The following is a 14,675-nucleotide window of genomic DNA, read 5'->3' as shown; positions in this document are numbered from 1 at the left end:
AGTCCGAGCCGCCAGGCGAGGAGGTGGCATGAGCGTCTCCACCGTCGCCGGCACCCCGCCCGCGCTCGCGGAGGCGTGCCGCCGGGCCGGGCTCAGCGCCGACGGCGCACGGTTGCTGCGCAGTTTCGCCAACGTGGTCTACCACCTGCCGGGCGAGGGGGTCGTCGTCCGCCTGGCGGAGGCCGGCACTCCCGGCAAGTACGACAGGCTGGCCACCTCGCTCAAGGTCACGCGCTGGCTGCACGAGCAGGGCTTCCCCGTCACGCTGCCGCTCGACGTGCGCCAGCCGCTGGCCGTCGAGGGCTGCCTGGCGACCTTCTGGCACTACGAGGACGGCGCGGACGACGGCGACCCGGTCCCGCTCGGCCTGCTGCTGCGGTGGCTGCACTCCCTGCCGCCGGTCCCGTTCGCGCTGCCGACCTACGATCCCTTCGGCCGCGTACGGCGGGCCGTACGGGCGAGCCTCGTGCTGGACGGCGTGGAGCGGGAGTGGCTGCTGGACCGGTGCGCGGCGCTGGAGGAGGCGTACTACGAGCGGGTCGAGTTCGCCCTGCCGTACGGGCTGGTCCACGGCGACGCGCACCGGGGCAACCTGATCCGCACCGCGGACCGGATCCTGCTGTGCGACTGGGACTCGGCCAGCGCCGGGCCGCGCGAGGTCGACCTGGTGCCCACCATGCAGGGTGCCCGGTTCGGCCTGTCCGACGCCCAGCGGGACGGCTTCGCCCGCGAGTACGGATGCGACGTCAGGGACTGGCCGGGCTATCCGGTGCTGCGCGACATCCGGGAGCTCCAGACGCTGACGGCCGTGCTGCGCATCGGGCACCGCGACGACCGCGCGCACGGGGAGCTGCGCCACCGCCTGGCCTCGCTGCGCGCGGGCGACGACAGGATCTGGCACCCCTTCTGAGGCCGGAAGATCCGCAGGGGACACTCCCGGGAGCCGATACCCTGGAGGCATGTCTGTCGAGTCGTTGTTTCCCCGCCTGGAGCCGCTGCTGCCGAAGGTGCAGAAGCCGATCCAGTACGTCGGGGGCGAGCTTAACTCGACGGTCAAGGACTGGGACGAGGCGACCGTCCGGTGGGCCTTGATGTACCCGGACGCCTACGAGGTCGGCCTGCCCAACCAGGGGGTGCAGATCCTCTACGAGATCCTCAACGAGCTGCCCGAGACGCTGGCGGAGCGCACCTACGCGGTGTGGCCCGACCTCGAGGCGCTCATGCGGTCCGAGGGCGTCCCGCAGTTCACCGTGGACGGCCACCGGCCGGTTCGCGCGTTCGACGTCCTCGGGGTGTCGTTCGCCACCGAGCTCGGCTACACGAACCTCCTCACCGCGCTCGACCTCGCGGGGATCCCGCTGGAGGCGGTGGACCGCACCGACGAGGACCCGATCGTGCTGGCGGGCGGCCACGCCGCATTCAACCCGGAGCCCATCGCCGACTTCCTCGACGCCGCCGTGCTCGGCGACGGCGAGCAGATCGCCATCGCGATCTCCGAGGTGCTGCGCGAATGGAAGGCCGAGGGGTCGCCCGGCGGCCGCGACGAGCTGCTGCTGCGCCTCGCCTCCACGGGCGGGGTGTACGTCCCGAAGTTCTATGACGTCGAGTACCACCCGGACGGCCGCATCAAGCGCGTCGTCCCCAACCGCGACGGCGTGCCGACGCGCGTTTTCAAGCACACGGTCATGGACCTCGACGAGTGGCCGTACCCGAAGAAGCCGCTGGTCCCGCTCGCCGAGACCGTGCACGAGCGGTTCAGCGTCGAGATCTTCCGGGGGTGCACCCGGGGCTGCCGCTTCTGCCAGGCGGGGATGATCACCCGTCCGGTCCGGGAGCGGTCGATCACCACGATCGGCGACATGGTCGAGGCCGGGATCAAGGAGTCGGGCTTCAGCGAGGTCGGGCTGCTGTCGCTGTCCAGCGCCGACCACTCCGAGATCGCCGACGTCACCAGGGGTCTCGCCGACCGCTACGAGGGCAGCCAGGTCGGCCTGTCCCTGCCGTCCACGCGGGTCGACGCGTTCAACATCGACCTGGCGAACGAGCTGTCCCGCAACGGCCGCCGTTCCGGGCTCACGTTCGCGCCGGAGGGCGGGTCCGAGCGGATGCGCAAGGTGATCAACAAGATGGTCACCGAGGAGGACCTGATCCGCACCGTCACCACCGCCTACTCCAACGGATGGCGGCAGGTGAAGCTCTACTTCATGTGCGGGCTCCCGACGGAGGAGGACGAGGACGTCCTCGGCATCGCCGACCTGGCCAAGAAGGTCATCAAGGCGGGCCGTGACGCGACCGGTTCGCGGGACATCCGCTGCACGGTCTCCATCGGCGGGTTCGTGCCCAAGCCGCACACGCCGTTCCAGTGGGCCGCCCAGTGCGACCACGAGACGGTGGACCGCCGGCTGCGCGCGCTGCGCGACGCCCTGCGCTCCGACAAGGAGTACGGCAGGGCCATCGGCTACCGCTACCACGACGGCAAGCCCTCGATCGTGGAGGGGCTGCTGTCGCGGGGCGACCGCCGGGTGGGCCGGGTCATCCGCGCCGTCTGGGAGGACGGCGGCCGGTTCGACGGCTGGAGCGAGCACTTCTCGTTCGAGCGGTGGATGGCGGCGGCGGACCGTGCCCTCGCCGACGAGCCGGTCGACGTGGACTGGTACACGACGCGCGAGCGGGACGAGCACGAGGTGCTTCCCTGGGACCACCTCGACGCCGGCCTCGACCGCGAGTGGCTGTGGCAGGACTGGCAGGACGCGGTCAACAACGTCGAGGTCGAGGACTGCCGCTGGACGCCCTGCTACGACTGCGGCGTCTGCCCCACGATGGGGACGGAGATCCAGATCGGCCCCACCGGCAAGAAACTGCTGCCACTCACCGTGATCTAGAGACGGCGCGGCTTGCAGTCGTCAGAACGACGACGCAAGCCGCGCCTTTCACTGCCGTAATCTCCTGTATGCCGTAGGCGCGATCATCGATGGCGTTACGCTACGTACAGGAGGGTGGCTTATGAGTGACGGGCCGGGCGTCAGGGAAGAGTACTTCCTGGATCGCCCCATGGACGTCGAGGCTGAGCAGGAAGCGGCCGACGCACCGCTTGAGGCACTAGAGCAGCCCTGGAACCCGGTCGACATCCGGGTGTCGTCGAAGAACTTCTCAATTCGCAACGTCCTGGACATGATCGACGAGGACGAACTGGAGCTGGCCCCCGACTTTCAGCGTAACAAGGTGTGGAAACCGGGGCAGCGCTCCCGTTTGATCGAGTCGATCCTCCTGCAGATCCCCCTCCCCGCCTTCTACTTCGCCGCTGATCGTGACGGCAGCATGAAGGTCGTCGACGGCCTTCAGCGTCTGAGCACCATCCACGCGTTCGCGCGGGAGAGTGCGAACCAGTTCGCGCTCAGCGACCTCGAGTACCTGCGCAACGAGCAAGGCAAGACATTCGCCGACCTGCCCGTGGCATGGCGCCGGCGTTTCTACCAGACGCAGCTCGTCGTCCACGTCATCGATGCCGAGACTCCTTCCCAGATCAAGTACGACATCTTCAAACGCATCAACACCGGCGGGACTCCCTTGAACACGCAGGAGATCCGGCACTGTATGAGTAAGCGCCGTAGCCGTGAGTTCCTGAAGGACTGCGCCCATCACCCTGCTTTCGCGCAGGCGGTCGGATCCTCTTTCGTCGATCACCTCCGCATGGCGGACAGGGAACTCGTGCTGCGCTTTTGCGCGTTCCGGCTGCTCGGTGTGGATCGCTATGAAGGCGCGATGGATCCCTTCCTGGACGAGGCGCTCACCGTACTGGACGATCCCGGCAAGGTCGGCGACGCGAGGCTGGCCGAGTTGCGCGCAGAGTTCGTTGAGGCCATGACAATGGCGCGGAAGGTGTTCGGCGACAACGCGTTCCGTAAGTGGCCGTGGAACGCCACGAGCCGCTACCCGGTCAACAGGGCGTTGTTCGAGAGCTGGGCGACCGCCCTGGCCGCGCACCCTGAGGCGATCGACGGCCGGGAAGAGACCATAGTCCGTCGTGCGCGCGACCTTATGACGAACGACGGCTTCTACCTGGAAGCGATCACGACCTCGACCGGTGACGTACGAAAGGTCCGTTACCGCTTCGGCACGGCCAGTGAGGTGGTGTCCTCCGCGTGATCACCCGGCTGCGCATACAGAATTTCAAACGATTTCCGGAGCTCGCCATCGCGATGCGCCCGCTGACGGTGCTCACGGGATTGAACGGAACCGGCAAAAGCACGATCCTGCAGGCGCTGTTGCTCGCCCGGCAGGTGGCTGAACGTCCGCAGCGGGGCACGGTGGCCCTCAACGGTGTGCACGGGCTGGCGCTCGGCGAGGCCGAGGAGGTGCTGCATCCCGACGCGGACGAGGCCGTCATCGATATCGGCATCGACACTGCGACGGACTCGTATCGCTACCGGCTCGCGGTGCCGGACGATCGTTCTCTCAATCTTCGCGTCGTCGACCCGGATGCTGCCGCGCATCCCGCAGTCCTGTCGGGACGGGGGAGCGCCTTCACCTACCTCATGGCCGAACGTCTGGGACCGCGCGACCAACTCGCGGTTACCGCAGAGGACATGACGGATGTAGGGGTGGGCGAGCAGGGACAGTATGTCGCACAGGTGCTGGCCGTCCATGACAACGACGTTATCCGGGAGCCTCTCAGGCACCCGGGCACCGTCGATCCGCCCGGCGTCATCACTCTGCGGGCACAGGTCGAGGCGTGGGCGGAAGAGATCATTCGACCGATCCGGATCACCGCCCAATGGCCTCCCGGCCTCTCCCTGAGCGTGATCCGGTTCCAGCAGCCGGGACTGCTCAGGGACGACATCCGTCCCGCCAACATGGGATTTGGGTTTTCCTACGCCCTGCCCGTGATCGTCGCCGGCCTGCTCGCCGGTCCGGGATCGCTGTTGATCGTGGAGAATCCCGAGGCGCATCTGCATCCCGCCGGACAGTCGCGCATCGGCCGGTTTCTGGCGCGTGTGGCCGGTGCGGGGGCGCAGGTGATCGTGGAGACGCACAGCGATCACGTGCTGAACGGCATTCGCCTGGCGGCGGTGGAGGACCGCACGGTCCCGGTCGAGCAGATGCTGGTGCACTTCTTTGACGGGCAGGGCCCCGCCCCGGCGTCTGTCGAGATAACACCTCGTGGCGAGCTGACGCACTGGCCGATGGGGTTCTTCGATCAGATGGAGGAAGACCTGGGGAGGCTGGCACGTGCCAAGAGGCGATGACATCCCCCGCATCGTCATCGACGAAACGAGCTTCAACTTCGGTGATCGCCGACCGGACGAGGTCGAGATCGCGTTGGATGATTTCAACGACCAGGTGGAGGAACTCCGGTGCCGCGGCTGGACCCCATGGAAGCCCCCGATGTTCGAGGCGACCACCTGCACGCAGAGTATGGAACTGCACGAATATCTCCAGGCAGGCCCGAACGCGCAGATCAACCGCGACACACGGCTGAGGTTCTGGGGTCTGCTGGACAAGTGCCGTGAATGGGACGCTGCTGATGCGGAGTGCGATGAGGTCGCCATCGGGGCTGACCCGTCTGCAACGATGGCGATGTCAGTCGCTTATGCCCTCTCCATGTCGCTGCGCAGGCGGGCGGTCGCTTGCCTGGTGTTCCCGCTCTCTCCTCGCTCCGGGTTCGCCGAGGTCCGTGCGAGGATTGTGACGGGGCGCCTCTTCTTCTTCGCGTTCCACCGAGCTCTCGCCCCGTTCTGGCGGTATGTCTATCTGCTCGAAGATGTCGCCGAGAGTGAGTTCTTCGAGCTTGTCGAGGCCGCCTTCCCGAATCTGCTGTTCCATCCGGACCTGACCTTCCGTAGGTTGAAGGGGACCTACCAGGAGTTACGGGACCAGGTGATCGAACACCTCGGGGCCTTGAACGATCACTTTCTGTCCGTGCATCGGGAGGCCGGTGGCATGCCGGACCGGATTGCGGCCGCTTTCAGGTCGCTGGGGCTGGCCGGCATCTCACCCGACAGTCCGAACACGCACCGCAACCGGAAAGCCATGGCGCAGCGCGAGGTCAGCTACCAGGGGCAGATCTACCTTTGTGAGTGGCATTCCAAGCTGGGGCCGACGGCGGGTCGCATTCACTTCGCCTTCGGGGGTCCACTCAACGACAAGATCCTTATAGGGCTCTTCGTGGACCACCTTGAGACCTGAGGCCGTCCTAGTACTCCTGCTGCGCGACTATCCTGAAAGACGATCGACCGAGACCGGAAGGACGACGGAACTCTGAAACCCGTTCCCGACGGGCCCGCGCCCGAACCCACGGTGCAGCGACTGCGCGTGCGCTACGCCAAGCGGGGCCGCCTGCGCTTCACCAGCCACCGCGACATCTCCCGCGCCGTCGAAAGGGCGGTGCGGCGAGCAGGCATCCCGGTGGCCTACAGCGCGGGCTTCAGCCCCCACCCGAAGATCTCCTACGCCGGCGCCGCCCCCACCGGAGTGGCGAGCGAGGCCGAGTACCTCGAGATCGGGGTGAACCGGCCGTGTGACCCGCGGCGGGTTCGCGACGACCTCGACGCCTCGCTGCCGCCGGGGCTGGACGTGCTCGACGTGGTGGAGGCGCGGGACGGGAACCTGGCCGACCGGCTGGAGGGCTCGATGTGGGAGCTGGGGCTCCCCGGGGCCGATCCGGGCGAGGCCGAGCGGGCGGTCAAGGAGTTCCTGGCGGCAGGCCAGGTGGAGGTCGAGCGCCTGACCAAGAAGGGAATGCGGCGATTCGACGCCCGCCAGGCGGTGCGTTCGCTCGCCGTAGTGGAAGGGCCGGGAATTACGGCAGGTCAGGAGACCGTTCAACCGTGTGTCATACTTCGTATGGTTGTTCGGCACGAAACACCTGCCGTACGGCCCGATGACGTGCTCATGGGTCTGCGTCTCGTGGCAGGCTTCGCGCCGCCGTCACCCGCAGCGGTGACCAGGCTGGCGCAGGGGCCGCTCGACGCGACCGGTGAGCCCGCCGACCCGTTCGCCTTCGACCGGGCAGGCGGAGACCGATAAGACTTGCCGCCGAGGCGCCGACAGGAAGCCCGGCGGACCGCGAGAGACGAGAGCCTTCGCGCGGCGCGGCAACGTGCCCGGAGGCTGACGGGAGAGCGCCCGCATGCTCGACAACGAGCCCACTGACGGGGCTGTGAGCCTTGACGGTGACACGACAACGGAAGAACGAGACCAGGCCGGGGGAGACGCGGTTTCCTCCGGTCCGTCCGGCGTGTCCGCGACGCCGCGGCGCCGGTCGGCGAGCCGCCCGGCCGGGCCCCCGCCCGAGCCGGACGAGGTGCCGCCGCCGGTGACCACGGTGGTCGCCGCCGACGTCCCGGTGGCCGCCGAGCCCGCCGGCGAGACCTCCGCGCCGCCCGCGCAGGAGCCGGCGACGCAGGAGGAGCCGGTCGCGAAGGAGCGGCCCAAGCGGGTCACCCGCCGCCGTACCAAGACCGCCGAGACACAGGCCGCCGAGACACAGGTCATGGACACACAGGTCACCGAGCCGGCCGCGGAGCCGGCCGTTCCGGAGGCGGCGACGACCGGGGACGACGAGCCGGCCGCGCCGGCCCGGCGTCGCCGCACCCGCAAGAGGACCGAGGAGACCGAGCCGTCCCCCCAGCCGGAGCAGGCGGCGCAGACGGCGCAGGCCGAGGACACGGCACAGGCCGAGGAGCCCGCCGCTCCGCGGCGGCGTCGCCGTGCCCGCGCGGAAGAGCCGGCGCCGGAACGATCCAGGGCCATGAGCGCAGCCGAGGCCGAGGTCGCCGCCGCGCTCGGGCTCAACCTCCCCGACGAGGAACCGCTGGACGACGAGCCGCTCGACATCGAGGACATCGACGTCGAGGAGGACGGCGGGCGGCCGGACGTGGTGGCCGATCCCTTCGGGCTGTCGGCGCCCCAGCCGTCCGTGCCCTCGGTGACCTTCCAGGCGCCGTCGGCGCTGTTCCAGCCGATCTTCCAGGCTCCCGACCCGTTCGCGGTGCCCGCGCAGAGGCCCGCGTCGCCCGTCGCCGAGCCGACGCCGGCGGAGGACGAGGAAGCCGAGGAGCCGGAGGAGACGAGCGAGTCCGGCGACGACGAGTCCGAGGCCGACGGCGGCGCCCGCAGGCGTCGCCGCCGTCGCGGCGGACGCGGCCGGGGCGCCCGCGCCAGGGACACCGAGGACGGCGAGGAGTCCGAGGGCGAGGGCGAGGAGTCGCAGGCCGCGCCGGGCGACGAGGAGGACCGCGAGCAGGGGGACGACGACTCCGAGGGCCAGGCCGGCACCCGGCGGCGTCGCCGCCGTCGCCGCCGCGGCACCGAGGAGGCCGAACTGGCCCCCGACGACCCGCCGAACACCGTCGTCCGCATCCGGGCGCCCCGCGCCACCCGGTCCACCTCGGTCGACGAGGTCCAGGGCGTACGGGGATCGACGCGGCTGGAGGCGAAGAAGCAGCGCCGCCGCGAGGGCCGCGAGCTGGGCCGCCGCCGTCCCCCGATCATCACCGAGTCGGAGTTCCTGGCCCGGCGCGAGTCGGTCGAGCGGATCATGGTCGTGCGCCGCCAGGGCGGCCGCACCCAGATCGCGGTGCTCGAGGACGGCGTCCTCGTCGAGCACTACGTCGACCGTGAGTCGAGCCAGTCGTACGTCGGCAACGTCTACCTCGGCAAGGTCCAGAACGTGCTGCCCTCCATGGAGGCGGCGTTCGTGGACATCGGCAAGGGCCGCAACGCCGTGCTGTACGCCGGCGAGGTGAACTTCGACACCGCGGGGCTGGAGGGCCAGCCCAAGCGGATCGAGGCGGCGCTGAAGTCCGGGCAGTCGGTGCTCGTCCAGGTCACCAAGGACCCCATCGGCCACAAGGGCGCCAGGCTGACCTCCCAGGTCAGCCTGCCCGGCCGCTACCTGGTCTACGTGCCGGACGGCTCGATGACCGGGATCAGCCGCAAGCTCCCCGACAAGGAGCGGGCCCGGCTCAAGCAGATCCTGCGCAAGGTCATGCCGGAGAACGCGGGCGTCATCGTGCGCACCGCGGCGGAGGGCGCCTCGGAGGAGGAGCTCAGCCGCGACGTGGCCCGGCTGTCGGCCCAGTGGGAGAACATCCAGCGCAAGGCCAAGTCGGCCAGTCCGCCGGAACTGCTGTCCGGGGAGCCCGACCTGACCGTCCGGGTGGTCCGCGACGTCTTCAACGAGGACTTCAGCTCCCTGGTCGTCGAGGGCGACGAGGCGTGGACGACGGTGGACGAGTACGTCCGCTACGTCGCCCCGCACCTGGCCGAGCGCCTGACGAAGTGGGAGGAGGAGACCGACGCCTTCTCCGCCTACCGGATCGACGAGCAGATCGCCAAGGCGATGGAGCGCAAGGTGTGGCTCCCGTCCGGCGGCTCGCTGGTGATCGACCGCACCGAGGCGATGACGGTCGTCGACGTCAACACCGGTAAGTTCACCGGGCAGGGCGGCAACCTCGAGGAGACCGTCACCCGCAACAACCTGGAGGCGGCCGAGGAGATCGTCCGTCAGCTCAGGCTGCGGGACATCGGCGGCATCATCGTGATCGACTTCATCGACATGGTGCTGGAGAGCAACCGCGACCTAGTGCTCCGGCGACTGCTGGAGTGCCTCGCGCGGGACCGGACCAAGCACCAGGTGGCCGAGGTCACCTCGCTGGGTCTGGTGCAGATGACGCGCAAGCGGGTCGGCCAAGGCCTGCTGGAGGCGTTCTCCACGCCGTGCGACTGCTGTCACGGGCGCGGGATCATCGTGTCGACCGAGCCGGTCGAGGCGAAGCCCGAGCCGCGTGGCACGCAGGGCAAGATGGCCATCGAGAAGACGGTGGCCGAAAAGCTCGCGGCCAACGAGGGATCGGTGGCCGCGGCGTCGGGTTCGGCGCGCGAGAGCGTCACCGACGCCATCGACGCCGATCCCACCAACTCCGACGAGGGCGACGGCTCCGCGCCGGCTTCCCGGGGACGGCGACGTTCCCGCAGGAAGACGGCGGAGTAACGACTTCGTCACCCGGCGGTCCGCTCGGTTCGACCTGGGTGCCGGATATCCGGTACCCTAGGCAACCGGTGCGCCCGGTGTCGGCGTGCCTGGCTTCGCGCGCCTGCCCGGATCGCCGGTCGTGTTATCGACAGCAGCTGGATGCGGGGCGCGGCATCTCAGCATTTAGCCAGTAGAAGGGTTCCGCGGTGTACGCGATCGTTCGTTGCGGCGGCAGGCAGCAGAAGGTCTCCGTCGGGGACGTCCTCGAGGTGGACAAGGTCGCCGGAGAGGTTGGCTCCTCGGTGTCGCTGCCGGCGGTGCTCGTCGTCAACGACGGCGATGTCACCACCGACGCAGCCACGCTTTCCCGGTTCCAGGTGACCGCCGAGATCCTCGGCGAGACCAAGGGCCCGAAGATCCGGATTCTGAAGTACAAGAACAAGACCGGATACAAGAAGCGCCAGGGTCACCGCCAGCGGTACACCCAGGTCAAGGTCACCGGCATCAACCCCGGACAGTAGTTTTCCCGGGGGACGACCCCCGCTTACCCCCGAAAGGGAGTGAATCATGGCACACAAGAAGGGCGCCTCGTCCACCCGGAACGGCCGTGACTCGAACGCTCAGCGCCTCGGTGTGAAGCGTTTCGGCGGTCAGCTGGTGAACGCGGGCGAAATCATCGTCCGTCAGCGCGGCACGCACTTCCACCCCGGCGACAACGTCGGCCGTGGTGGCGACGACACGCTGTTCGCCCTGGCCACCGGCCGGGTGCAGTTCGGCACCAAGCGCGGTCGCCGCGCGGTGAGCATCGTCCCGGCCGCGGAGTAGATCCGCCCCGGACACCAGCAAGCAGCGCGATGAGGCGGATCGAGCATTCGGTCCGCCTCATTCGTTTTTTCATACGGCAGTTAGGGGGAGCGGCTGATGGCCGACTTCGTGGACCACGTCGTCCTGCATATCAAGGCGGGTGACGGGGGCAACGGCTGCGCCTCCATCCACCGGGAGAAGTTCAAGCCGCTGGGCGGGCCCGACGGCGGCAACGGCGGACGCGGCGGCGACGTCGTCCTGGAGGTGGATCCCAACACGGCCACCCTGCTGGAGTACCACCACCGGCCGCACCGCCGCGCGGGCAACGGCAAGCAGGGCATGGGCTCCAACCGGGACGGCGCCAACGGTGAGGACATCGTCCTTCCGGTGCCCAACGGCACGGTCGTGAAGGACGCCAGGACCGGCGAGGTGCTGGTCGACCTGGTCGGCGCCGGCACCCGGTACGTCGCCGCGCAGGGCGGCTTCGGCGGTCTCGGCAACGCCGCGCTGGCCAACGCCAAGCGCAAGGCGCCGGGTTTCGCGCTGCTCGGCGAGCCGGGCGACGAGGCCGAGATCGTGCTCGAACTCAAGACGGTCGCCGACGTGGCGCTGGTCGGGTTCCCCAACGCGGGCAAGTCGTCCCTGATCGCGGCGCTCTCCGCGGCCCGGCCCAAGATCGCTGACTATCCGTTCACGACGCTCATCCCCAACCTCGGCGTGGTGACGGCGGGTGAGACCGTCTTCACGGTCGCCGACGTGCCGGGGCTCATCCCGGGGGCGTCCGAGGGCCGGGGCCTCGGCCACGAGTTCCTGCGGCACGTCGAGCGCTGCTCGACGATCGTGCACGTGCTCGACTGCGCGACGATCGAGCCCGGGCGCGACCCGGTCACCGACTACGAGGTGATCGAGGCCGAGCTCGCGGCGTACGGGTCGCTGCAGGACCGGCCGCGGCTGGTCGCGCTGAACAAGGTGGACGTGCCCGACGGCCGGGATCTGGCCGACATCGTCACGCCCATGCTGGAGGAGCGCGGCCTGCGCGTCTTCGAGATCTCCGCGGCCAGCCACGAGGGTCTGCGGTCCCTGGCGTTCGCGATGGCGGAGATGGTGGCGGCGGCCCGGGCGCAGGCTCCGGTCGAGGAGCCCACGCGGCTGGTCATCCGGCCCAGGCAGCTCGGCGAGACCGGGTTCTCGGTGCGGCGCGTCGACGAGAACCGCTTCCAGGTGACCGGTGAGAAGCCCGAGCGGTGGATCCGGCAGACCGACTTCTCCAACGACGAGGCCGTCGGCTACCTGGCCGACCGCCTCGAACGGCTCGGGGTCGAGGAGGCGCTGATCAAGGCCGGTGCGACGGCCGGCGCCGAGGTGATCATCGGCTCGATGGAGGGCGGCTACGTCTTCGACTGGCAGCCGTCGCAGGGCACGGAGGCGACGATGGGCCCGCGTGGCAGCGACGCGAGGCTCGGCTGATCGGGGAGCCGGAGTGGGAGAAGGCGTGACAGGCAGGGAACGGATCCGCGAGGCCGCGCGGCTGGTGGTCAAGGTGGGGTCGTCGTCGCTGACGACGTCCCGCGGCACGATCGACGTCGACCGGGTGGACGCGCTGGTCGACGTGCTGGCGGCGCGGCGCAAGGCCGGCACGCAGATCGTGCTCGTGTCGTCCGGCGCGATCGCCGCCGGGCTCGGGCCGCTGGGGCTGCGCGACCGGCCCAAGGACCTGGCGACCCAGCAGGCGGCCGCCTCGGTCGGGCAGGGCGTGCTGGTCGCCCGCTACACCTCGTCCTTCGCGAGGTACGGCCTGCGGGTGGGGCAGGTGCTGCTGACGGCCGACGACATGATGCGCCGCATCCACCACCGCAACGCCCAGCGGGCGCTGGCCCGGCTGCTGGAGCTCGGCATCGTGCCCGTCGTGAACGAGAACGACACGGTCGCCACCGACGAGATCCGGTTCGGGGACAACGACCGGCTCGCGGCGCTGGTGGCCCATCTCACCCACGCCGACGGGCTGGTGCTGCTGTCGGACGTCGACGCGTTGTACGACGGCGACCCGCGCAAGGACGGCGCCACCCGCATCGCCGAGGTCCGGGGTCCCGAGGACCTGGAAGGCGTCGAGCTGGGCACCTCCGGCCGGGTCGGCACCGGCGGCATGATCACCAAGGTGGAGGCGGCCCGCATCGCGACCGGGGCGGGCGTCCCGGTCGTGCTCACCGCGGCGGCGCACGCGGCGCAGGCGCTCGCGGGGGCCGACATCGGCACCTGCTTCCACCCGGGGGGCCGGCACCCCGGCACCCGGCTGCTGTGGCTCGCCCACGCCACGACCGGCCGGGGCCGCCTGCACCTGGACGCCGGCGCGGTCGAGGCCGTGGTCGGGCGGCGCAAGTCGCTGCTGCCCGCGGGCGTCGAGAAGGTCGAGGGCGACTTCGCCGCGGGCGACCCGGTCGACCTGTGCGCGCCGTCGGGAGCCGTCGTCGCCCGGGGTCTGGTCAACTATGACGCGGGGGAGATCCCCGACCTGCTCGGCCGCTCCACCCGGGAGCTCGCCAGCACACTCGGCCCGGAGTACGAGCGCGAGCTGATCCACCGGGACGACATCGTGATATTGGAGCCTGTCCACCACCACAAGTGACGGAGCGCGAGGCAATGTCTGAGGCAGAGGAATTTCTGAAGGTCGCGCGGGCGGCGAGGGACGCCGCGACGGTGCTCGCGCCGATGCCGCGCGCGCCGAAGGACGCGGCGCTGCGGGCCGTGGCCGACGCCCTCGAGGCCGCCACGGACGAGATCGTCGCGGCCAACGCCGCGGACGTGGACCGCGCCAGGGAGAACGGCACCTCGGAGGCGATGATCGACCGGCTGCGGCTCGACGCCGGCCGGATCGCCACGATCGCGGCGGCCGTCCGCCAGGTGGCGGACCTGCCCGACCCGGTCGGCGAGGTCGTGCGCGGCGGCACGCTGCCCAACGGCCTGGAGTTGCGTCAGGTGCGGGTGCCCCTCGGTGTCATCGGCATCATCTACGAGGGCCGGCCCAACGTGACCGTGGACGCGGCCGCGCTGTGCCTCAAGAGCGGCAACGGCGTGCTGCTGCGCGGGTCGTCCAGCGCGTACTCCTCCAACACGGCGCTGGTGCGCGTCATGCAGCAGGCGCTGGCGGCGACCGAGGTGCCGGCGGACGCCGTGCAGCTCGTGCCGGGCCGGACCCGCGAGTCGGTCAAGCATCTGATGCGCGCCCGCGGCCTGGTCGACGTGCTGATTCCGCGCGGCGGCGCCTCGCTGATCAACAGCGTGGTCGAGGAGTCGACCGTGCCGGTCATCGAGACCGGCGTGGGCAACTGCCACGTGTACGTGGACGCCGACGCGGACGTCGACACCGCCCTCAAGATCCTGGTGAACGCCAAGGCGCAGCGGCCCTCGGTGTGCAACGCGGCCGAGACGCTCCTCGTGCACTCGGCCATCGCCGACGAGTTCGTCCCCAAGGCGCTGACGGCGCTGAAGGACGCGGGCGTCACCGTCCACGGGGACGAGCGGGTGCGGGCCTACGGCGCCGACGTCGTGGCCGCCACCGAGGAGGACTTCACCACCGAGTACCTCTCCCTCGACATCGCCGCCGCCGTGGTCGACTCGCTGGACGACGCCGTCGCGCACATCCGCACGTACGGCTCGGCCCACACCGACGCCATCGTGACCCGTTCCCAGCAGGCCGCCCGCAGGTTCGTGGCGACCGTGGACTCGGCGGCGGTCGCGGTGAACGCCTCGACCCGCTTCACCGACGGCGGGGAGTTCGGCTTCGGGGCGGAGATCGGCATCTCCACCCAGAAGCTGCACGCCCGCGGCCCGATGGGGCTGCCGGAGCTCACCTCCACGAAGTGGATCTACACCGGCGAGGGGCACATCCGCGGGTGAC

General features: G+C 70.1%; 12 protein-coding genes. All 12 read left to right on the top strand.

The window, feature by feature from the left end:
* The first annotated feature begins 28 nt into the window (after positions 1 to 28).
* The 12 genes from AAH991_RS13170 to AAH991_RS13115 all read left to right on the top strand — a co-directional run bounded on the left by AAH991_RS13170 (position 29) and on the right by AAH991_RS13115 (position 14,674).
* Positions 29 to 910: a phosphotransferase family protein gene (locus tag AAH991_RS13170; protein WP_346226066.1), complete on the top strand. Its 882-nt coding sequence runs from the start codon at positions 29 to 31 to the stop codon at positions 908 to 910.
* Positions 911 to 959: 49 nt separating this feature from the next.
* Positions 960 to 2,882, top strand: coding sequence for a TIGR03960 family B12-binding radical SAM protein (locus tag AAH991_RS13165; RefSeq protein WP_346226065.1), 1,923 nt, complete (start codon positions 960 to 962; stop codon positions 2,880 to 2,882).
* A gap of 121 nt (positions 2,883 to 3,003) precedes the next feature.
* Positions 3,004 to 4,146, top strand: a complete 1,143-nt coding sequence (locus tag AAH991_RS13160) for a GmrSD restriction endonuclease domain-containing protein (RefSeq protein ID WP_346226064.1) — start codon at positions 3,004 to 3,006, stop codon at positions 4,144 to 4,146.
* Positions 4,143 to 5,246 (top strand): DUF3696 domain-containing protein, encoded by a 1,104-nt coding sequence (locus AAH991_RS13155; protein ID WP_346226063.1) that lies wholly within the window; start codon positions 4,143 to 4,145, stop codon positions 5,244 to 5,246. Before AAH991_RS13160 ends, AAH991_RS13155 begins: the two co-directional genes overlap by 4 nt.
* Entirely contained in the window at positions 5,230 to 6,186 is a 957-nt protein-coding gene (locus AAH991_RS13150; RefSeq protein ID WP_346226062.1) for a hypothetical protein, read from the top strand. Before AAH991_RS13155 ends, AAH991_RS13150 begins: the two co-directional genes overlap by 17 nt.
* Positions 6,187 to 6,297: 111 nt before the next feature.
* A complete protein-coding gene (locus AAH991_RS13145) occupies positions 6,298 to 7,026 on the top strand; it encodes a TIGR03936 family radical SAM-associated protein (protein WP_346226061.1) in 729 nt (242 codons plus the stop codon).
* 724 nt (positions 7,027 to 7,750) lie between these two features.
* Complete coding sequence (locus tag AAH991_RS13140) at positions 7,751 to 9,994, top strand: Rne/Rng family ribonuclease (protein ID WP_428833982.1); 2,244 nt, start codon at positions 7,751 to 7,753, stop codon at positions 9,992 to 9,994.
* A 188-nt stretch (positions 9,995 to 10,182) separates the two neighbouring features.
* Positions 10,183 to 10,497, top strand: a complete 315-nt coding sequence (rplU, locus tag AAH991_RS13135) for a 50S ribosomal protein L21 (RefSeq protein ID WP_030505848.1) — start codon at positions 10,183 to 10,185, stop codon at positions 10,495 to 10,497.
* A gap of 46 nt (positions 10,498 to 10,543) precedes the next feature.
* Positions 10,544 to 10,801, top strand: coding sequence for a 50S ribosomal protein L27 (rpmA, locus tag AAH991_RS13130; RefSeq protein WP_030505847.1), 258 nt, complete (start codon positions 10,544 to 10,546; stop codon positions 10,799 to 10,801).
* A gap of 96 nt (positions 10,802 to 10,897) precedes the next feature.
* A complete protein-coding gene (gene obgE, locus AAH991_RS13125) occupies positions 10,898 to 12,247 on the top strand; it encodes a GTPase ObgE (RefSeq protein WP_346226059.1) in 1,350 nt (449 codons plus the stop codon).
* A gap of 25 nt (positions 12,248 to 12,272) precedes the next feature.
* Positions 12,273 to 13,403, top strand: coding sequence for a glutamate 5-kinase (gene proB, locus AAH991_RS13120; RefSeq protein WP_346226058.1), 1,131 nt, complete (start codon positions 12,273 to 12,275; stop codon positions 13,401 to 13,403).
* 14 nt (positions 13,404 to 13,417) lie between these two features.
* On the top strand, positions 13,418 to 14,674 hold the full coding sequence (locus AAH991_RS13115; protein WP_346226057.1) for a glutamate-5-semialdehyde dehydrogenase: 1,257 nt from the start codon (positions 13,418 to 13,420) through the stop codon (positions 14,672 to 14,674).
* The last annotated feature ends 1 nt before the right edge of the window (position 14,675 follow it).

Origin of the sequence: Microbispora sp. ZYX-F-249 (genome assembly GCF_039649665.1) — a bacterium.
Classification (GTDB): domain Bacteria; phylum Actinomycetota; class Actinomycetes; order Streptosporangiales; family Streptosporangiaceae; genus Microbispora; species Microbispora maris.
The sequence above is the reverse complement of the archived record's forward strand: the minus strand, read 5'-3'. Positions and strand labels throughout refer to the sequence as shown.

Excerpts from the sequence above, each read along its gene's own strand:
- obgE (WP_346226059.1), top strand. The coding sequence starts at position 10,898 with ATGGCCGACTTCGTGGACCACGTCGTCCTGCATATCAAGGCGGGTGAC.
- AAH991_RS13160 (WP_346226064.1), top strand. The coding sequence starts at position 3,004 with ATGAGTGACGGGCCGGGCGTCAGGGAAGAGTACTTCCTGGATCGCCCC.
- AAH991_RS13140 (WP_428833982.1), top strand. The coding sequence starts at position 7,751 with ATGAGCGCAGCCGAGGCCGAGGTCGCCGCCGCGCTCGGGCTCAACCTC.
- rpmA (WP_030505847.1), top strand. The coding sequence starts at position 10,544 with ATGGCACACAAGAAGGGCGCCTCGTCCACCCGGAACGGCCGTGACTCG.
- AAH991_RS13115 (WP_346226057.1), top strand. The coding sequence starts at position 13,418 with ATGTCTGAGGCAGAGGAATTTCTGAAGGTCGCGCGGGCGGCGAGGGAC.
- AAH991_RS13170 (WP_346226066.1), top strand. The coding sequence starts at position 29 with ATGAGCGTCTCCACCGTCGCCGGCACCCCGCCCGCGCTCGCGGAGGCG.
- AAH991_RS13165 (WP_346226065.1), top strand. The coding sequence starts at position 960 with ATGTCTGTCGAGTCGTTGTTTCCCCGCCTGGAGCCGCTGCTGCCGAAG.